The following is a 19432-nucleotide window of genomic DNA, read 5'->3' as shown; positions in this document are numbered from 1 at the left end:
CGGGGAGAGGCGTCGGAGCGGAGGGAATCACCCCGAGGGACGTTGAGGGCTGGAGGCCGGCAACGTCCGTTACGCGCTTCGGTTCCGCCGCGCGTCCTCCTTTCGGTGGACGCGGCGGAAAGATGCTACGGCTATACCGATCTGCGCCAGGGAATAAGCATCGACACCCGTTGTTTGTACTGCCGGTATTCGTCGCCGAAGAGATCGACGAGGTCGTGCTCCTCCAGCGCGATGCCGACGAAGATGTAGAGCGTGGTCACGGCCGCGAACAGCAGATGGCCCGCCGTCATGACCGGCGCCGCCCAGAACGCGATGATGAAGCCGAGATAGATCGGATGACGAACGAACTTGTAGAACAACGGCGTCTTGAAGCGCGGCGGCGCCGCCTCATTGCCCACGAGATGGTTGGTCACCTGGTGCAACCCGAACAATTCGAAGTGATTGATGATGAAGGTCGAGGCGAACACCAGCACCCAGCCCGCGAGGGACAGCGTGACCAGCGTCACGGCGAGATCCGGGTTTCCGACATCCCATACGACCGTAGGCATCGGACGCCACTGCCAGAACAGGAGCAGCAATGACAGGCTCGCGAACAGCACGTAGGTCGAGCGCTCGACCGGCTTGGGGACGAACTGCGTCCACCACGCCTTGAACTGCTTGCGCGCCATCACGCTGTGCTGAAGGGCGAACAGCGTCATCAGCAGTAGATTGATGATGACGGCTTCGGCCGTCGGCGTGTCGGTTCCGGTGTCGATGGTCTTCGGCACCACCAGCCCCATGACGAAGCCGATGGCATAGAGAATGGTGACGAAAAACACGAGATATGCCGCAATTCCGTACAGAAAGCCGATGAATTTGAAAATGCGTGAGCCCGCAACCTCCGGGCCGATGGAATGAAGTTGGTGATCAAGTTGGGTCATAGAACGCTCCGTTGTGCCGAGGCATCGGCACTGTTTAGTGTTCGCACCATGCCGGATCGGACACCCCCTGACTTTCACGGACGGTTGATTTTCGCCTGAGACCACTTTGATTTTTGCTTGAGACGACAGAAACGTGCGATTTCTCTTTGAAAACAACGTGCTCGACGGCGACCTGCGGGAACTGACGTGCAGCGGCGCAGCCGTGCCGCTGCAGCCGCAGGTGTTCGATCTGCTGCTCTATCTGGTCGCTCAACGCGCCCGTGTGGTCAGCAAGGATGACCTGATCAGCCATATCTGGAGCGACCGGATCGTCTCGGATTCCGCCCTGAACAGCCGAATCAATGCCGCGCGCAAGGCGCTTGGCGACGACGGCGCGACGCAGCGGCTGATCAAGACGATCCCGCGCAAGGGCTTTCGCTTCGTCGGCGACGTCCGGGAAGATGTGGCAGCGACGCTTGCGCCGGTGGAACCCGGCCCTGCCCCGGTGCGCGCCGTGACGGACCGCCCGGCGATCGCGGTGCTCGCCTTCGAGAACATGAGCGGCGATCCCGCGCAGGAATATTTCGGCGACGGGATCAGCGAGGACATTCTCACCGCGCTGTCGAAGCAGCGCTGGTTCATGGTGATCGCCCGCAATTCGTCCTTCACCTACAAGGGGCGCTCGGTTCATATCAGGCAGATCGCCGAGGAGCTCGGCGTCCGCTACATCGTCGAAGGCAGCGTGCGCAAGGTCGACAACGGTGTGCGCATCACCGCGCAGCTCAACGACGCCACCACCGGCAGCCATCTCTGGGCCGAGCGCTATGACCGCGAGCTTGTCGACGTCTTCGGCGTGCAGGACGACATCACCAACGCGATCGTCGCGGCGATCGAGCCGCAGATCCACGCGGCCGAGAATTTTCGCGCCGACCGCAAGCCGCCCGCGAGCCTTGATGCCTGGGACCTGCTGATGCGCGCGCTGTCGCATTACTGGCGGGTGACGCAGCAGGACCACAAGGCTGCGCAGGCATTGCTCGAACGCGCCATTTCCATCGACTCGAACTACGGTCAGGCGCTGTCGGTGCTCGCGGCAAGCCACATGTTCGGCGTCCATCTCGGCTGGGCGGAGCTTGCCACGACGGTGCCGATCGCGGAGGCCGCCGCGCTCGCCGCGGTACGCCATGACCACGAGGATGCATGGGCGCATGCCGCGCTCGGCAGCGTCTTCTTCTCGACGCGCAGGCTTTCCGACGCGCTGTCCGAGTTCGAGCAGGCGCTCGCGCTCAACCCGAATTTCTCGCTGGCGCAGGGCTACTACGCCCTGGCGCTGTCCTACGCCGGCCGCTCCGGGGAATCGTTCGATGCGGCGCAGAGGGCGATCCGGCTCTCGCCGCGCGATCCGTCGCTGGCGATCTATTACGGCATTGCCGGCTATGCGCGCTTCACCGAACGGCATTACGACGAAGCGATCGCGCTGGCGCGCGAGGCGATCCGCCATCGCGGCGACCTCACCGGCGCCTACCGCGTGCTCGCGGTGTCCGCCGGCATGACCGGCGACGGCGCGCTGGCCGAGATGGCGCTGGGCGAACTCCGTCGTACCCAGCCCAACATCTCGCTGCACTGGATCGCGACGCAGCTGCCCTGGGCCAGTGACGCCGATCGCGAGCACTATCTGGAAGGGTTCCGGCGCGCGGGGTTGGGGTAGAGAACTCCCTCTCCCCGCAAATGCGCAAAGGGCGGATGCAGATACGACGCGCCGTCTCAGGCTCCTCCGCACGCGGTCAGTGGATCGTAATCGGGCCGCATCAGCATCGCGTGGAGCTGGCGCCGCCGAATGCCCATGTTGCCACCGTCGAAGATCGGCAGCGCCAACGCGTCCTGCAACAAGCGGCCGAACGGTGCCGCGTGATCATAGCTGTCGATGCCGACCACGCGCATCAGGTCGGTGATGACCCGCACCGCGGCTTCGGAGCCGAAGATCTTGGCCTGGACCGCGAGCTCGTCGGCGCCCGGTGATTGCGTATCGAGCGCATGGCAGGCCCGCCAGCTCAGGTAGCGCGCGGCTTCGATAGTGGTCTTGGCATCGGCGAGTGCATAGCCGACCGCCTGATGCTCGATGATCGCCTGTACCCCGCCGCGTTTCTCGGTGCGGGCAAAATACAATGCGAAGTCGAAGGCGGCCCGCATCAGGGCGACACCGAAGATGCCGACCAGCGCCGCCGTGCCGGTGAAGGCGGCGGACGCCAGCATCAAGCCGCCCCCCTCCTGCCCGAGCAGATTGCCGTGCGGCGCGGTGACGGCACGCAGGCTGAATTCCGGCACGAGGTGAGCGCGGTGGCCGATCGAATCAATGGCGCGTTCGAACACGATGCCATGCACCGGGCCTTCGACCGCAATGATGGAGACACCCTGCTCCCGTGGCGCGGTGGGATTGGTCCGGCACACCACGCACAGCACGTCGGCGCCATTGCGATCCCACCCGGTGGCGGACGACACCCATTTCTTGCGGCCGTTGATGATCCAATTGCCGAGCTCGCGTTTTGCGGTGGTGCGCACGCCCTCGCCCGGCGGCGGCGCGGCAGCATTGGCGCTGCCGCCGGGTTCCGAGGAGCAGAAGCCCGCAAGCGGAGCGCCGCTCGTCTTCAGGAACGGTGCAAGCAGGCGGGCGCATTGCTCCGCGGTGCCACCAAGCAGAATTGGCAGCAGACCGAGCACCGTGCCGAGCATGGTCAGCGTCACGCTCGGATTCACGGCGTAGAATTCTTCCGCCAGGATCGCCATGTCGATGAGTCCGGCATTGTCGCCGCCCGCCGGCGCCGGAATGCATTTGCGCAGATAACCGGCAGCGACCATCGCCTCATAGGTCGGCTTCGTCGCGAGGAAGCGCTCTTCCGGCGTCGCCAGCAACTCGGCCTTGCCGGCGCCGGCCAAGACCTCCGCCGCGAATTTTCGCGATTGAAGCTGCAACGCGCGCTGCGCAGGTGAAAGCGTGAAATCAATCGCCATCGAACATCTCCCTCGCTCCGGCAGGTCACCAGGGTGAGCCGAGCGAGGGCGGAAAATCTTGGTCGGCAGCGACCTAATTCTTGGCTGGAGGCGAACTACTCGCCCTTCCCCTTCGTCCTGCGAAATTCGCGCGGGGCGAGGCCGTGGCTGCGCTTGAAGAGGCGGTTGAAGTGCGAGATGTCGGAAAAGCCGGCCTCATACGCGATCGTGGAGATGGTCTTGTGACGATGCTGCGCGTCGAGCAGGTCGCGGGCGCAGATCAGGATCCGCCGATCGCTGACATGCTCGCCGACGGAGCGGCCGGTCGCGACGAACAACCGGTGCACGTAGCGCTCCGAGCAGCGGAACTTCCGGGCAAGCAATTCGGCATCGAGACCGGGATCGTCGCTGTGGCGGTCGATATGGTCGAGCATCATCGACAGCAGCACGGGCGCATTCACGCGCGCAACCGGCATTTCACCCAGCATCTCCGGTGCATGCGCGATCAGCTCGACCACATGCGTGCCGCTGCTTGCCGCAACGGCGGGTGCTGCCAGGCAAAGCTCGGCATAGCCTGCGAGCGTGCGCGACAACGCGCGGCCATTTTCCGTCCTCGACAACGCAAGCCGCGGAGAATCCGCAAAGCTCTTTGGCAGGTGCCGCCGCGACACGGCAAAGCAAAAGAGGCGGAAGTCGCGGCCGTTGGCAATCTCGAACGGCTCGGTCGTATCGGCGACCGCGAGGTCGCCGGGCGCACAGACCTGCTCGTGGCCCCGCTGCGTCGTGCGGCCCAGACCCTCGAGCTGGAGATTGACGAAGCAGAGATCGTCCGTGCTTCGCGCAATATGGGGCCGCAGCCGGAGAACGCAGTGCCCCGTGGCTTTCACCAGCGAAATCTGGACCGACGCAGCGTCGGTACGCGCGATCGAACCTTCAAAGGGACGGTCGGCGATTTTACGCGGCTCGAGCCGGACAAAGGCCGCAGCGAGATCGTCGGCCCAACTGCCGAAGGGCTGATCGGCGCGAGATGGCTTGGCTGACCATTCCATAGGTGCGCCCCCGGAACGAGGAATTCGCGCGTGCAAATTCAGATTGGACGACCCAGCGGGACGGAAGGATAGCTTTTGGCGAACAACCGGTCAAATCTCGAAGGCGCGCAATATGCGACCGTCATCACGTCGTCATTGCGAGCGCAGCCGTCGGCGCACCGGAAACCAAGTGAGTGGTTAGAGGAGCAATCCGCTACTTGGCTTTCGCCTGCATCGGCTTCGGTGCCGGCACGGCGGCCCATTCCTTGTCGGCGCGGGGGCCGTTGAGATCGCCGGTGAGGCCAACGAGCTGGCCGGGCAGCACGTCGAGGGTCTGTTGCCAGGTCTGGGTCTGGCACAGGAACTTGATCAGGCAACCCCTGAGCTTGAGGCGATCGGCGGAGTCGCGCCACAGCGAGACCGAATAGGATTTGCCGTCCTCGGCATTGTAGATCTCGCCGGCGAACTGTCCCTCCGGCGTCGCCTGCAAACCCATGATGAGCTGATGGCCGAGCAGCGCGCGGGCGCGCTTGTCGGGATCGGGATTCTCCTTGTCGCGATAGGGCTGGCCGCGCTTGTCGGCCGGCTCCTTCATCCAGATGATGAAGCCGCAGATGCGGTCGCGCGACGGCCCGCAACGCTCGAGCCTGATGCGCGCGCGGCCGTCCTGGACGAGCCAGGTGCCGCTGGGATCGGGCGGCGCCGCGGCGCCGGCGCGGCCGCCAAACACCATCATCAGGATCGTGATCGCAACGCGCAGCACGAAGCGAAGGACAATGTTCATCAGCAGCACCTTTCGTTGGATGGGTCGCGGCGTCAGTTCAATTGCGCCATCAAGGCGTCGGCGCCCTTGTCGAGGCCGGCGGTGGCGGCGGCGAGCGCGCCGGCGGTGGCCTTGATGTCGTAGGCAGCCGGGTATTGCTTGGTGACGTAGGCGGAGAGCAGGCGCGCAGTGGCGGCGTCGAATATCTCGACGCCGTAGATGACCGAGCCGGTCATCGTGCCCTCGCCGTCGCGGGCGGCCTGCACGCCATTATAAACCGCACCGGCGACGTCGAAGCGGGAGAGCGTGCCGAGCACCGGCGTGTTGGCGACGGCGCCGGTGAGTGTCAGCCTGATCCGCAGCGTCTCCGGCCCACGCTCGCGTACCAGCGCGAAGCGGCCGCGCAGACCCTCGGCGAAACGGGTCTGCATGTAGGCGGCAAGCGTCGCCTTGTCTTTGTCGGACATGTCGCCGAACTGGTGATCCCTGCCGCGATAGACCACGACCGGTTCGAGGATGACTTTGTTATAAGCGCGCCAGTCGACCGGCGTGGAATAGCGGTAGGGCACGCGGCCGGAGGCGTCCGACTTGTCCGGCGCCATGTAGGCTGAGGACGCCATCCCGGAATACGGCACGGGCGCGACGGTGGCGCAGCCCGCGACGGCTGCGCCGAGCAGCAGCGTTCCCAGACCGCGCAGGGCGATCGAGCTATTCATTCCAGACTCCTCTAGCGGCTTGCTGCCCAGGCAGCGGCGACCGCAGCCGCGTACGGGACCAGACGCGGCTGCGGCGCTCACCAGTGCCAACCCGAGGCTTCGTCCGGGGCCATCTCGGAAGCCTTGGGCCGTCTCAGTGTGTCCATTTATAAAACCGACTAGACGGTTTGTAAAGTTCAAAAACACAGGCCTGGCACATTTGGCCGCAGGCGCGGCTTTGGGCAGCGATCGGCGGGAAATCGTTAACGAGGAATCAGGCGCGCTTGCGCGGCGTTGCGGCTTTCGCCGCCGAGTGCCCGCCGGATTTGGCGGTGCGCTTGGCGGCCGGCCGCTCGAGGCCGGTCCACTGCGCGTCGTCGAGCAGACGCGCGAACAGCCGCTGGTGCTCGTCCTTGCTGAGCGGTGACATGCCGAACAACGAGCTCAGCAGCAGTCCCATCGCGCCGGCCCAGCGCAGCATCGCGAGATCAGGATCAGTGGCCTCTTCCCTGATCGCCGCCATCCTCTCCATCTCGCGCTCGCGCGGCAGCGCCATCAGGCTGGGATTCTCGACCATGGCCGCAACCAGCGCCAGCGCGGCAGAATTCGGCGAGGTGGCCGCTTCGCGCACGGTCGCGAGCTGGGTCGCCAGATTGGGATTCGCGGAGGTCGCGCTCACCTTTGCCATGGTGCTGGTGGCGAACTCCTCGAAATGCGCCATCTGCCGGTCGAGCAACGCCTTCAGCACCGCTTCCTTGGTGCGGAACTGATGCATCACGCCGCCCTTGCTGAGTCCGCTCTCGCGCGCGATCGCATCCAGCGTCAGCCGGCCCGGCCCGTCGCGCGCGATGATCGCGATGGCCGCTTCGAGTGCGGCGTTACGGGATCGTTCGGAGCGGCTGGCATTGTCCATGGCCGACTTGTCTCCGTGACAAGACAATGAATCAAGTGAAAACAGGACGCGCTGTACATTTTTTGTGCGAACACTGTCGAGACTTTCATCTTGCGGCCCCGAATGAGACTGTGTGAGCCTCGATACCGGATGGGGACTGGGATGGGCCGGCCGGAGCTTTGCGCGCCATGACGTGCGAAGCGTTCTCGGCCGGTCTCGCTTGAGAAAGATACGACATGCCAAAACGAGTGTTGCTTGGTGCCCTCCTGGCTTGCGGCCTCACGGCCTCGGCGCTGGCGCAAGAGCCGAGGACGGGGGGCGTGATCAACGCCGTGATCCAGCCCGAGCCGCCCGGCCTGATGCTTGCGCAGGTCCAGAACGGCCCGACTCAAATGGTCTCGGGCAACATCTTCGAGGGCCTGCTGCGCTACAGCCCCAAGCTCGAGCCACTGCCGGAGCTTGCCGAAAGCTGGAGCGTCAGCGAGGACGCCAAGACCTACACCTTCAAGCTCAAGAAGGGCGTGACCTGGCATGACGGCAAGCCCTTCACCGCCGCCGACGTCCTGTTCTCGATGGAGATGCTGAAGCAGACGCATGCGCGTGCCCGCACCAATCTGGCGCAGGTCGACAAGATCGAGACGCCGGACGAATATACGGTGGTGTTCACGCTGAAGCAGCCATTCGGACCGTTCCTCGGCATCTTCGAGGTCGGCTCGATGCCGATGGTGCCGAAGCATCTCTATGAAGGCACCGACTGGAAGACCAACCCCTACAACAACGCGCCTGTCGGCACCGGCCCCTTCATGTTCAAGGAGTGGCAGAAGGGCTCGTTCATCCGCCTGGTCAAGAACCCGAACTACCACGAAAAGGGCAAGCCCTATCTCGACGAGATCTACTGGCAGATCATTCCCGACGCCGCCGCGCGCTCGGTGGCGTATGAGACCGGCAAGGTCGACGTGCTGCCCGGCGGCTCGGTCGAGAACTTCGACGTGCCGCGGCTGTCCAAGCTGAAGGACACCTGCGTCACCGGCGCCGGCTGGGAGTTCTTCTCGCCGCTCGCCTGGCTATGGCTGAACAACCGCCAGGGGCCACTCGCCGACAAGCGGGTGCGGCAGGCGATCATGTACGCGATCGACCGCGATTTCGCCAAGGACGTGATCTGGAACGGGCTCGGCAAGGTGGCGACAGGCCCGTCCGCCTCGACCATAAGGTTCTACACCGACGACGTGCCGAAATACCCTTACGATCCGGCCAAGGCCAAGGCGCTGCTGAAGGAAGCCGGCTACAAGGGCGAGAAGATCCGCCTGCTGCCGCTCGCCTATGGCGAGACCTGGCAGCGCTGGGGTGAAGCCGTGAAGCAGAACCTCCAGGACGTCGGCATGAACATCGAGACGATCGCCACCGACGTTGCCGGCGGCAACCAGAAGATCGGCGACTGGGACTACGACATCGCCTTCACCTATCTCTACCAGTATGGCGATCCCGCGCTCGGCGTCGGCCGCAATTATATCTCCAGCAACATCGCCAAGGGGCAGGTCTTCAACAACGTCGAGGGCTACTCCAACCCGGAGATCGACAAGCTCTTCGCCGACGGCGCGACCGCGACGCCGGACTCGAAGCGCAAGGAGATCTACGAGAAGGCGCAAAAAATCCTGGTCGAGGACGTGCCGGTGGCCTGGATGCTGGAATTGCAATTCCCGACCATCACCCGCTGCAAGGTCAAGAACCTGATCACCACGGGCATCGGGGTCAATGACGGCTTCAAGGACGCATGGCTGGACAAATGATGGCTGCCCTCTTCACCTCTCCCCGCTCGCGGGGAGAGGTCGAATGTGCGCATAGCGCACATTCGGGTGAGGGGGAGTCTCCGCGAGCCCAACTATCACCGTCCCCGCGGAGAGTCCCCCTCACCCCAACCCTCTCCCCGCCTTCGCCGAGGCTTCGGCGGACAAGAGCGGGGCGAGGGAGCCCACTGTCTCCGTGGCTCCAGGTCACGCTACAAGAGATGACTCTCTAATATGCTCTCCTTCGTCGCTCAGCGTGTCCTGAAGGGCGTGATCGTCCTGCTCGCAATCGTCGTCCTCAATTTCTTCCTGATCCGGCTTGCGCCCGGCGACCCCGCGGTCGTGATGGCGGGCGAGGCCGGCGCCAGTGACCAGGTCTTCGTCAAGCAGCTCCGGGAAAAGTTCGGCCTCGACAAGCCGCTGCCCGAGCAGCTCTTCATCTACGTCAAGGGCGTCGTCACGCTCGACCTCGGCTTCTCCTTCCGCCAGCAGGCGCCGGTCGTGAAGCTGATCGGCGAGCGGCTGCCGGCGACGCTGCTGCTGACACTGACCGCATTCGCGATCTCGCTGATGCTCGGCGTTCTCTTCGGCACCTTCGCCGCGCGCTTCGCCGGAACCTTCCTCGACACGGCCATCACCGTGTTCGCGCTGATCTTCTACGCCATGCCGATCTTCTGGGTGGCACTGATGGGAATCCTCCTGTTCTCGGTCACCATGGATTGGCTGCCGAGCTTCGGTTACGAGACGGTCGGCGCCAACCTCACCGGCCTTGCCCATGCAGTCGACGTCGCAAAGCACCTGATCATGCCGGCGATGACGCTCGGCCTGTTCTTCATGGCGACCTACACCCGCATGACGCGCGCTTCGATGCTGGAGGTGAAGCGGCTCGACTTCGTCAAGACCGCGCGCGCCAAGGGCCTCTCCGATGCCGTGATCCAGCGCCGCCACGTGCTGCGCAACGCGCTGCTGCCGGTCGTGACGCTGGCCGGCGTGCATTCCGGCACGCTGATCGGCGGCGCCGTCATCACCGAGACCGTGTTCGCGTGGCCCGGCATCGGGCGTCTGATGTACGACGCGCTGCTCCAGCGCGACTACAACCTCCTGCTCGGCGTCTTCGTGATCTGCTCCGCCATGGTGCTGATCTTCAACCTCATCACCGACCTCGTCTACCGCCTGGTCGACCCGCGCATCGAATTCGCCTCATGAAACAGTTCTGGAAATCGATGCTGAAGAGCCCGAGCGGCGTCGTCGGGCTCGTCATCCTTGTCCTTGCGATCTCGGTCGCGGTGTTCGGGCCGATGCTGTTCCCGAATTCACCCTGGCGCATGGTGCAGCGGCCGTTCCTGCCGCCCTTCACGCTCTCGACCGTGCCACTCGGCACCGACGCGCTCGGCCGCGACGTGTTCGCCGGCATGATCTTTGGCGCGCGCGTCTCGCTGCTGGTGGGTCTCGTCTCCACGCTGGTCGCGCTGGTCGTCGGCGTTCCCATTGGCGCCATGGCCGGCTATTTCGGCGGCAAGGTCGACGACGCCCTGATGCGCTTCACCGAGTTCTTCCAGACCATTCCGAGCTTCGCGCTTGCGATCGTGCTGGTCGCGATCCTGCAGCCCTCGATCTACTCGATCGTGGCCTCGATCGCGGTGGTGAGCTGGCCGCCGGTCGCCCGCCTCGTGCGCGGCGAGGTGCTGTCGCTGCGCACGCGCGAATATGTCCAGGCCGCCGTCGTCACCGGCCAAAGCAACACCTGGATCATCCTGCGCGAGATCCTGCCCAACGCGCTGTCGCCGGTGATCGTGCTGGCCTCGCTGATGGTGGCGACCGCGATCCTGCTGGAATCCTCCCTGGCGTTCCTTGGGCTCGGCGATCCCAATCTGATCTCCTGGGGCTACATGGTCGGCGCCGGCCGCACGGTGATCCGCCAGGCCTGGTGGATCACGGTGTTTCCCGGCGTCGCCATTCTGATCTCGGTGCTGGGGCTGAACCTGATCGGCGAAGGCCTCAACGACGCGCTCAATCCGCGCCTGTCGCGGGAGGGCCGCTGATGATGACCGCCCCGCCCGCCGTCTCCATCAAGAATCTGCGGATCGCGCTGCCCAAGGGCGCCGAGCGTCCGTTCGCGGCCGACGGCGTCTCGCTGGATCTTCGGCCCGGCAAGATCGTCTGCGTCGTCGGCGAATCCGGCTCCGGCAAGTCGATGTGCGCGCATGCGCTGATGGGGCTTCTGCCTGATACGGTCACCGTCACCTCCGGCGAGATCCAGTTCGAAGGCCGCGACCTGCTCAAGCTCGACGACGACGGCTGGCGCGATTTGCGCGGCCGCCGCCTCGCGATGATTTTTCAGGAGCCGATGACCGCGCTCAATCCGTTGATGCGGATCGGCGACCAGATGGCGGAGACGTTCGAGGCCCACGGTCTGCTGACGCCGAAGGAGCGGCGCGCGAAGGCGCTGTCGCTGGCGCGCGAGGTCGGCCTGCCCGACCCCGAGCGCATTGTCCGCGCCTATCCGCACCAGCTCTCCGGCGGCCAGCGCCAGCGCGCCATGATCGCGATGGCGCTCGCGCTCGAGCCCGCAGTGCTGGTCGCGGACGAACCGACCACCGCGCTCGACGTCACCACGCAGGCGCAGATCCTGAAACTGATCCGCAACCTCCAGCGCAACCGCAACATGGCGGTGATGTTCATCACCCATGATTTCGGCGTGGTCGCCGACATCGCCGACCAGGTCGTGGTGCTCAGGCATGGCAAGGTCGTCGAGGAGGGCCCCGCTAGCTCCGTCTTCAACAATCCGCAGCACGACTATACCAAGGCGCTGCTCGCCGCCGTGCCGTCGATGGATCCGCCGGCGCGCGAGCCGCTCGATGACCAGGCCAGGGCCGTCGAGGTGGTTGGGCTGGACAAGACCTATGTCACATCAGGCGGCTGGTTTCGCGAGGACCGCCGCGTCGATGCCGCGCGCGAGGTCAACTTCAACATTCTCAAGGGCGAGACGCTCGGCCTCGTCGGCGAATCCGGCTCCGGCAAATCGTCGGTGGCGCGGCTGGTGATGCGACTGATCGAAGCCGACCGCGGCACGGTGCGGATCGGCGAGACCGATCTCACGCAGCTCTCGGGCAAGGCGCTCCGCGCCGAGCGCCATCGCATCCAGATGATCTTTCAGGACCCGTTCGCCTCGCTCAATCCGCGCCGCAAGGTCGGGCACATCATCGCCGACGGTCCGATCGCAGCCGGCATCGATCCGAAACTGGCGTTCGACCGCGCCCGCGATCTCCTCAGGATGGTCGGGCTGGACGCCGGAGCGCTCGACCGCTACCCGCATGAATTCTCCGGCGGCCAGCGTCAGCGCATCGGCATTGCGCGCGCGCTCGCGCTCGAACCGGAAATCATCGTCGCCGACGAAGCCGTCTCCGCGCTCGACGTCTCCGTGCAGGCGCAGGTGTTGCGACTGCTCGAAGACCTCAAGGCGCGCCTCGGCCTCTCGATGCTGTTCATCACCCACGATCTGCGCGTCGCGGCGCAAATCTGCGACCGCATCGCGGTGATGCAGCGCGGCGCCATCGTCGAGTTGAAGCCGACCGCGCAACTGTTCGCCGCGCCAGAGCACGCCTATACGCGCGAGCTGCTTGCGGCGGTCCCAGGACGCAAGGAGCGCGCGCCGGCGGCGTGAGCCAACCGCTTGCGGGTTCTACCTGGCCGGAGGGTTGGTGTTCTTCCAGGTGGGGACTGAGTTGGTCACGCCGACCGATGGTTGATTAGACGTTCCGACCGACGGCGCAGTGACGGTCCCGACGGTCTGTCCGGAGCTTCCATAAGTTGTGCCTTGCGTTGCTGGCGCTCCGGAAAGACCGCCCGTGTTGCTTTGGGTGCCCGCCGCAGACGTCTGCGCGCCTGCAGCGAATGGCGATGCCGCAAATCCGACCGCGATAAGTACCGCAATCGAGCGTCTGGTTCTTGTCATGGCTAATCCTTTCGGGCGCGGTGTCTCAGTCGCGTCGGCCGTTCGCTCGTCGAACCACTCGTGCACTGAGCAATCTTACAACTCCACGCGCGCGAAAATGTGCCGCAACACGATCACACTGCAGGGCCTGACGCTCCATCACGATGGCGCGACGAGCAGCTCCAACCGAACCGGGGCGCACTCCCAGCCCCTTGGCTCGCCGCCGCACCGGAGGATGCTTGCATGTTGTGCCTTGCTTGCGGCGATCCCGGGACACGAGGAGCGCGCGCCGGCAACGTCAGGCCAGCTCATGGCTAAGGTATTCCGCTCCTCTTCGGGCGACGGAACAGTCACGGGCTTTTTATCCCTCGTGACCGTCCGCACAGATGCGAAACAGAGGCCGGCACCCCAGATTCGCATGGAATGATTTCCATCATCTGATGATGGATTTCCGATCCATTGGAGCCGACATGGGCCAGGTTATTCAGTTTATCTCGAAATCCGAGCGCGAGCGCGTTCGCCTCATTCAGGAGGCACGCGCGATCTACGACAGCATTTTTCCGCCGGCTGATCCGAGCGGCGAGCCGCAGGGCAAGGCGACGATCGGCCGCGCGGCCAACGGCGACGCAGGAAATCTGGCGTGATCAAGATCATCGCGGTGCTGTGCAGCCTCTCCTCTCCGGCAAATTGTCACGAGCAGATCGTCACCACCTCGGACTTCGCCAACGTCTCGATGCAATCCTGCCTGATGGGCGCGCCGCAGCTCGCCGAATGGATGAACCAGCATCCGGCCGAACGCCTGGCTGGATGGCGCTGCGTGTTCGGTCAACAGACCGGCAGGGGCGCCTGAGGCCACGGGACGTCTGGTCGAGGACGGCGCCATCCAGTTGAACCGTGACGAGCATGCATCGCCAGGCTAGAATGGCGACGCTGCTTGGCAGAGGGGGACGCCGGATGGAGGTCGCCAGCCTCGTTCTTCCCGTGTTCGCAATCATCGTCACCGGCTGGTTTGCCGGCGAACTCGGTTATCTCTCCCGCTCGCTTGCGGACGCGCTGGTGCATTTTGCCTACAACGTGGCGATGCCGGCGCTGCTGATCGTCACGATCGCCCAGGAGCCGGCGCGCAATCTGCTGGAATGGCGCTTCCTGCTCGCGTTCGGCGGCGGCTCCCTCCTCTGCTTCGCGCTGGTCTTCCTGGCGGTCCGTGCGGACGGCAAGCATGACCTCGCCAGCAGCACGATCCATGGCATGGCGGCGGCGATGACCAATACCGGCTTCGTGGCGCTCCCGATCCTGCACGCGATCTACGGCCAGCCCGCCGTCTTGCCCGCCGCGGTGGCGACGGTGTTCGTCGCCGGCGTGATGTTTCCGCTCACGGTCATCCTGCTGGAAAGGGACGTGCGCGGCCCTTCGCATTCCAGCGGACTGGTGAAGCAGATCCTGCTCAATCCGATGGTGCTGTCGACGCTGATCGGTCTCGTCTGGGCGATCACGGGCTTGCCGATTCCGGCGCCGGTCGCGGCCTATCTGAACATCATTGCCGCCGCGCTCACGCCCTGCGCGCTGTTTGCCATCGGGCTTGGCCTGTCGGTCGACGGTCTGCGATCCAACCTGAAGGCATCGTTCGCGCTCGCGACCGTGAAGCTGGTGGTGATGCCGCTGATCGTCTACGGACTTTGCGTGGTCACCGGCCTCAATCCGCTCTACACGGTTGCCGCCGTCATATGCGCGGCCGTGCCGACGGCGAAGACCGTCTATGTGTTGGCGCACGAGCACAAGGTCGAGGAGAAGCTGGTCGCGGCCACCGTCTCGGTCACGACGATGCTGTCGGTCGCGACATTGCTGGTCGCGCTCTACCTGCTCTCCGGCCTCGCGCCCGGCACGCGTTGACGGTCACCGGCGCGCCTGGCGACGGGTTCTCTATCTCGTGGTGTTGCTCCAGGTCGGCACCGAATTGGTCACGCCGACCGACGGCCAATTGTACGATCCGATCGAGGGCGCCGTGACCGTCCCGACCGTCTGTCCGGACGACCCGTAAGAGGTCCTGGGCTGCGCGACCGGCAATGCGGCGGCGCCATAGGTCGGGGCGACCACGCCCGTGCTGTAGTGATGCCGGCTCGGCCGGGCCTTCTTCGCTTCGGCTGCGAAGGGCGCGGCAAGCAGTCCGACAGTGATGAGTGCGGCAATGGCGGGTTTGATGCTTGTCATGGCGGTTCCCTTCATTGGCTGCGAGCCCAGTGTGGGATGTGTTCATTCAACGCAAGATTTCCATAGGCATCCGTTCATAACTTCGTGCACGCCCGAATGTGCCTGACCCAGGCCGCCGCCGTGGTCATCGTCGCTTCGGACGACATGCCTTGCGGCCATGTCGCTCCTTGACTGTCGCGACGGAGTGCATCAGCGCCTTGAAGGCGACGATCGCCGGATCGTCAGCGAGCGCGTGGTCGGGCCGCGACTCCAGATGCTCGACCACGGCCAGCAGCGCGTCCGCGATCTGTCCGATCTGCTTGCCGTAACCGGCGACATCCGACAGCACGTCCTTCTCGACATCTGGCGCCGAGGATTGCCCCACCGTGATGTTGACGAGACCGAACTGGCCGCCGGTGGGACTGAAGAACGACGGATAAATGGACTGGACGACATCCCCCGACAGGGGCAGCTTGAACACAGGCATGCGATTTCGCCTCGCTGATGCTCGACCGGCATGGACACACTATCACGACCACCCGCCTTCGGATGGACCCGAATCAGCGCTAGTGCATCGCCTTCAGTGACTTCCCTGGACGCAAGCAGCATGACCGGCCCCGAACTGAAGCAGCTCCGCAACGACCTTTCCGATGCCCTCGAGCGCAAGCTCACCGCGGCCGACATGGCCAAGCTTTGCGGACTGCCGGAGAAGGGCGGCGCCGATACCATCCGGCGCTGGGAGGTCCGTGGCCCGACGCCGTCCGCGACCAAGGTGCTGCGCGTGCTCGCGATGGCGAGCGAGCGCTATCCGATCATGGAGAAGTTCGACGTCTTCGATCGCCACGACGTCCGCGAGGAAGACCGGCCCGCAAGGCGCGCGGCCTTCCGCGAGCAGATGCGCGATGAGGTGCGGCGGCGGCTTGGTTAACGAGAGACGCGCGCAAGTTACCCGAGACGTGCGACGTTAAGCCTTCCTTCACCACTTCTTAAGCCGCCATTAAGCACGAAAATCATTTACAGCCCAATAAGTTAGGTTGGCTGTCGCTGTGCCACGGATGTGACAGCATTTTCGTCAAAAGCGAGCTATCTGCAAAACCAACGACGGCGCGGACAGCGCGCCTGCCGGGGACCAAAGTGCTGGAGTTCAAGACGATGAAGAAGATTTTGTTTGCGACCGTTGGGCTGCTCGTGGTGGGCGCTGCCGCGCCGGCCGTCGGCGCCGATCTCGGCAACCGCAACTATTACAAGGCGCCTGCGCCGGCCTATGCCGCGCCGATCTACAACTGGACGGGCTTCTATGTCGGCGGCCATGTCGGCGGCGCGTTCTCCAGCGACAACAATTTCAACGGCCTCTCCACCGGCAACAACGGCAACGGCCGTTTCCTCGGCGGCGTGCAGGTCGGTGCTGACTGGCAGTTCAACCCGAACTTCTTGGTCGGCGTCGAAGGCCAGTATTCCTGGCTCTCCGGCAGCGTCGGCGCGGCGTTCCCGGGCGGCGTCGCCTACAGCAACGACCAGCGTGGCCTCGGCTCGATCACCGGCCGCGTCGGCTACACCTGGGGTCCGGGCCTGCTCTACGTGAAGGGCGGCTACGCCTATTCGGACAACAACGAGAAGGTGACGATTGGCGGCGTGCCGACGGGCTTCATCATCGATGGCGATCACCGCAACGGCTACACCGTCGGCGCCGGCCTCGAATACATGTTCGCCCCGAACTGGTCGGCCAAGGCCGAGTATCAGTACTATAATTTCGGCGACGCACACTTCACCGCGGGCCCGCTGGTGGGCACCGGCAACTTCACGACCGACGACCACACCTTCAAGGCGGGCGTCAACTACCGCTTCAACTGGGCCAATTCGGCGGTCGCGCGCTACTGATCGCGCCTCCAAAAATCTCCTCGCCAACAGGGGCCGGCAATTCTGCCGGCCCTTTCTTTTTTCGCTGTGCGGAACAGGCGCAACCGATTGTGCAACTTGCGATTTTTTAACCCGACCCAGGGATACTCCGCGGCGAAAATATAAAGATCACGCGTGGGGGAATTTCGATGGCGATCCGTCTGGGTGCTGGCCATGTCCTTGGCCGTCTCAAGCCTCGTTTCAAGATGCCAAGGTGGGGCGTGCGCGGCAGCCTGTTCGCCGCCTTCGCATTGATCGCGGGCATGGGCCTCGTGATCGCAGCCGGCGCCGGCTTCGTGTTCAATCATCTCGGCGCGACCATGATGGATCTGAGCGGCCGCGACATCCCGCGCCTCTCCGCCAGCCTGCAGCTTGCCTCGCAGAGCGCGACGCTCGCCGCGCAAGGCCCGGGCCTGCTTGCATCGCCCTCCGACGAGGCGCTGAAGGAACGCACCAAGAGCGTGAAGGACATCCAGCAGCTCGCCATGGCCAAGCTCGGCGAGATCATCGAGCTCGGCGCCGACAAGCAGATCGCAACCGCGCTGCGCGACACCGCCAAGAGCATCGACGAGGCGACCCAGAGCCTGGTGTCGGCCGCGCGCGAGCGGCTCGAGACCGGCGCGCTGCATGACAAGCAGTATGAGGCGCTGCGCAAGGCGCAGCTCACCTTCGTCGGCGCGGCCGGTCCTGCGATGCTGGACGCACAGACACGCCTGAACGCGATCCTCGGCGCGGCGGAAGTTTCCGCCGATGATGCGACTGAGGCTGCCCGCACCGTCTCCCAGGTCGCGACAATCTCCGCCAACGGCAATCTGATGGCCGCCGACATGATGGCGGCGCTGTCGGCCAACAACAGCGACACGCTGGAGGCGATCGAGAAGGAGTTCAAGGCGACGCGCGACCGCGTCAAGTCGAACCTCGAGGATCTCCCGAACATGCCCTCGATGCAGACGGTGCGCGACGCCGTGCAGAAGCTGTTCGCCTTCGGCGAGGGCAAGACCGGCGTGTTCAAGATCCGCCAGAAGGAGCTCGACGCCATCGACTACGGCCAGACCATTCTGGACGAGACCCGCAAGCTCAATGTCGGTCTCGGCATCAGCGTGCAGCAGCTCGTCGACGGCGTGCAGAAGGAGACCAACGCGTCGACCTTCCAGGCGCGCCAGGAGATCTCGCTCGCCACCACCGCGATGCTGGCGCTGGGCGCGCTGATGCTGGTCGGCTCGGCGCTGTTCGTCTGGCTCTATGTCGGCCGCAACATCCTGCGGCGGATCGGCGCGCTGCATCAGTCGATGCAGCTGCTCGCGAACGGCGACCTCGAGACCGAGATCTACCGCTCGAAGCACCACAACGACGAAATCTCGGTGATGGCGAACACGCTGCAGGTGTTCCGCGAGAGCATGATCGAGGCCCGCGCGATGTCGAGCGAGCAGGACAAGGACCGTGTCGCCAAGGCCGAGCGTGCCGCGCGCATGGAAGCGAAGATCGCCGAGTTCGAGGGCGCGGTACGCAACGCGCTCGACAATCTCGCGCAGTCGGCCAATTCGATGCAGTCCACCGCGCAGAGCATGTCGAACACCGCCGACCAGTCCAACGCGCTGGTGAACGCGGTTGCCTCCGCCGCGGAGGAGACCTCGGTCAACGTGCAGACCGTGTCATCAGGCACCGAGCAGCTGTCGTCCTCGATCGAGGAGATCAGCAAGCAGGTCGTCACCTCGGCCGCGATCGCCAGGAAGGCGGTCGACGAGGCCGGCGCCACCGACACCACGGTGCAGAGCCTTGCCGACAGTGCGAGCCGCATCAGCGTCGTGGTCGACCTGATCCAGACCATCGCCTCGCAAACCAACCTGCTCGCGCTCAACGCCACCATCGAGGCAGCGCGCGCGGGCGAAGCCGGCCGCGGCTTCGCAGTGGTCGCCTCCGAGGTGAAGAGCCTCGCGAGCCAGACCGCCAAGGCGACGGAAGAGATCCGCACCCAGATCGCCAGCATGCAGCAAGTCACCACCTCGGCGGTGGGCGCCATCCAGGGCATCGGCCGGATCATCGGCGAGATCAACGACGTGACGACGACGATCGCCGCCGCGGTCGAGGAACAGGGCGCGGCCACCCGCGAAATCGCCCGCAACATCCAGCATGCCGCCGGCGGCACCAGCGAGGTCTCCAGCAACATCATCGGCGTCTCCACGGCGTCCGCGGAAGCCGGCGCGGCGGCGAGCGAAGTGCTGGGCGCCTCCGACGCGCTCCGCCGCGAAGCCGACATGCTGCGCGGAGAGATTGACGCATTCCTCAACAATATGCGGGCGGCGTAAGCCGCCGGTCCGTAGCCCAGATGGCGCACCGCGTAATCCGGGCTACGGAAAACTGCGGGTATG

The 19432-nt window shown here is 65.0% G+C and carries 20 protein-coding genes; 11 read left to right on the top strand and 9 right to left on the bottom strand.

Features of this window, described 5'->3' with window-relative positions; genetic code table 11:
* Positions 1–131: 131 nt before the first annotated feature.
* On the bottom strand, positions 132–920 hold the full coding sequence (mddA, locus tag ABIA90_RS10255; protein WP_085398346.1) for a methanethiol S-methyltransferase: 789 nt from the start codon (positions 918–920) through the stop codon (positions 132–134).
* A 133-nt stretch (positions 921–1053) separates the two neighbouring features.
* On the opposite strand from mddA, the gene ABIA90_RS10250 reads away from it, so the two are divergent.
* Positions 1054–2604, top strand: coding sequence for a winged helix-turn-helix domain-containing protein (locus tag ABIA90_RS10250; RefSeq protein ID WP_354118729.1), 1551 nt, complete (start codon positions 1054–1056; stop codon positions 2602–2604).
* 56 nt (positions 2605–2660) lie between these two features.
* Here ABIA90_RS10250 and ABIA90_RS10245 read toward each other — a convergent pair whose 3' ends face one another.
* The 5 genes from ABIA90_RS10245 to ABIA90_RS10225 all read right to left on the bottom strand — a co-directional run bounded on the left by ABIA90_RS10245 (position 2661) and on the right by ABIA90_RS10225 (position 7283).
* Positions 2661–3905 (bottom strand): acyl-CoA dehydrogenase family protein, encoded by a 1245-nt coding sequence (locus tag ABIA90_RS10245; protein WP_354118728.1) that lies wholly within the window; start codon positions 3903–3905, stop codon positions 2661–2663.
* Positions 3906–4000: 95 nt separating this feature from the next.
* On the bottom strand, positions 4001–4933 hold the full coding sequence (locus ABIA90_RS10240; protein ID WP_354118727.1) for a helix-turn-helix domain-containing protein: 933 nt from the start codon (positions 4931–4933) through the stop codon (positions 4001–4003).
* A 193-nt stretch (positions 4934–5126) separates the two neighbouring features.
* On the bottom strand, positions 5127–5696 hold the full coding sequence (locus ABIA90_RS10235; RefSeq protein WP_354118726.1) for a DUF2147 domain-containing protein: 570 nt from the start codon (positions 5694–5696) through the stop codon (positions 5127–5129).
* A gap of 32 nt (positions 5697–5728) precedes the next feature.
* Complete coding sequence (locus tag ABIA90_RS10230) at positions 5729–6391, bottom strand: DUF3313 domain-containing protein (protein ID WP_354118725.1); 663 nt, start codon at positions 6389–6391, stop codon at positions 5729–5731.
* A gap of 253 nt (positions 6392–6644) precedes the next feature.
* Complete coding sequence (locus ABIA90_RS10225; RefSeq protein ID WP_166077115.1) at positions 6645–7283, bottom strand: TetR/AcrR family transcriptional regulator; 639 nt, start codon at positions 7281–7283, stop codon at positions 6645–6647.
* A gap of 215 nt (positions 7284–7498) precedes the next feature.
* On the opposite strand from ABIA90_RS10225, the gene ABIA90_RS10220 reads away from it, so the two are divergent.
* The 4 genes from ABIA90_RS10220 (at position 7499) to ABIA90_RS10205 (ending at position 12710) form a co-directional block, all read left to right on the top strand.
* Positions 7499–9049: an ABC transporter substrate-binding protein gene (locus tag ABIA90_RS10220; RefSeq protein WP_354118724.1), complete on the top strand. Its 1551-nt coding sequence runs from the start codon at positions 7499–7501 to the stop codon at positions 9047–9049.
* A gap of 231 nt (positions 9050–9280) precedes the next feature.
* Complete coding sequence (locus tag ABIA90_RS10215; protein ID WP_085402596.1) at positions 9281–10252, top strand: ABC transporter permease; 972 nt, start codon at positions 9281–9283, stop codon at positions 10250–10252.
* The gene (locus tag ABIA90_RS10210) at positions 10249–11088 is read left to right on the top strand and encodes an ABC transporter permease (protein WP_028160040.1); all 840 of its coding nucleotides are present in this window, start codon (positions 10249–10251) and stop codon (positions 11086–11088) included. Before ABIA90_RS10215 ends, ABIA90_RS10210 begins: the two co-directional genes overlap by 4 nt.
* A 2-nt stretch (positions 11089–11090) precedes the next feature.
* Positions 11091–12710, top strand: a complete 1620-nt coding sequence (locus ABIA90_RS10205; protein ID WP_354118876.1) for an ABC transporter ATP-binding protein — start codon at positions 11091–11093, stop codon at positions 12708–12710.
* Between the two features lie 18 nt (positions 12711–12728).
* Here the strand turns inward: ABIA90_RS10205 and ABIA90_RS10200 are convergent, their stop codons facing one another.
* A complete protein-coding gene (locus ABIA90_RS10200) occupies positions 12729–13001 on the bottom strand; it encodes a hypothetical protein (RefSeq protein ID WP_354118723.1) in 273 nt (90 codons plus the stop codon).
* A 449-nt stretch (positions 13002–13450) separates the two neighbouring features.
* Between ABIA90_RS10200 and ABIA90_RS10195 the strand changes: the two genes are divergently transcribed.
* The 3 genes from ABIA90_RS10195 (at position 13451) to ABIA90_RS10185 (ending at position 14870) form a co-directional block, all read left to right on the top strand.
* Positions 13451–13624: a hypothetical protein gene (locus tag ABIA90_RS10195; protein WP_187387912.1), complete on the top strand. Its 174-nt coding sequence runs from the start codon at positions 13451–13453 to the stop codon at positions 13622–13624.
* Complete coding sequence (locus ABIA90_RS10190) at positions 13621–13830, top strand: hypothetical protein (RefSeq protein WP_028148688.1); 210 nt, start codon at positions 13621–13623, stop codon at positions 13828–13830. The genes ABIA90_RS10195 and ABIA90_RS10190 overlap by 4 nt, the downstream gene beginning before the upstream one ends.
* A gap of 104 nt (positions 13831–13934) precedes the next feature.
* A complete protein-coding gene (locus ABIA90_RS10185) occupies positions 13935–14870 on the top strand; it encodes an AEC family transporter (RefSeq protein ID WP_354118722.1) in 936 nt (311 codons plus the stop codon).
* 30 nt (positions 14871–14900) lie between these two features.
* Here ABIA90_RS10185 and ABIA90_RS10180 read toward each other — a convergent pair whose 3' ends face one another.
* Positions 14901–15188, bottom strand: a complete 288-nt coding sequence (locus tag ABIA90_RS10180) for a hypothetical protein (protein ID WP_071917770.1) — start codon at positions 15186–15188, stop codon at positions 14901–14903.
* A gap of 124 nt (positions 15189–15312) precedes the next feature.
* Positions 15313–15654, bottom strand: coding sequence for a hypothetical protein (locus tag ABIA90_RS10175; RefSeq protein ID WP_063980791.1), 342 nt, complete (start codon positions 15652–15654; stop codon positions 15313–15315).
* Between the two features lie 120 nt (positions 15655–15774).
* Here ABIA90_RS10175 and ABIA90_RS10170 point away from each other — a divergent pair, with 120 nt between their 5' ends.
* From ABIA90_RS10170 to ABIA90_RS10160, 3 genes are all read left to right on the top strand, one after another.
* On the top strand, positions 15775–16095 hold the full coding sequence (locus ABIA90_RS10170) for a hypothetical protein (RefSeq protein ID WP_354118721.1): 321 nt from the start codon (positions 15775–15777) through the stop codon (positions 16093–16095).
* Between the two features lie 224 nt (positions 16096–16319).
* Positions 16320–17045: an outer membrane protein gene (locus tag ABIA90_RS10165; protein WP_063986055.1), complete on the top strand. Its 726-nt coding sequence runs from the start codon at positions 16320–16322 to the stop codon at positions 17043–17045.
* A gap of 167 nt (positions 17046–17212) precedes the next feature.
* On the top strand, positions 17213–19369 hold the full coding sequence (locus tag ABIA90_RS10160) for a methyl-accepting chemotaxis protein (protein ID WP_354118720.1): 2157 nt from the start codon (positions 17213–17215) through the stop codon (positions 19367–19369).
* Positions 19370–19432: the final 63 nt, after the last annotated feature.

Origin of the sequence: Bradyrhizobium sp. LA6.8, from assembly GCF_040547935.1 — a bacterium.
GTDB classification, from domain to species: domain Bacteria; phylum Pseudomonadota; class Alphaproteobacteria; order Rhizobiales; family Xanthobacteraceae; genus Bradyrhizobium; species Bradyrhizobium barranii.
The sequence above is the reverse complement of the archived record's forward strand: the minus strand, read 5'-3'. Positions and strand labels throughout refer to the sequence as shown.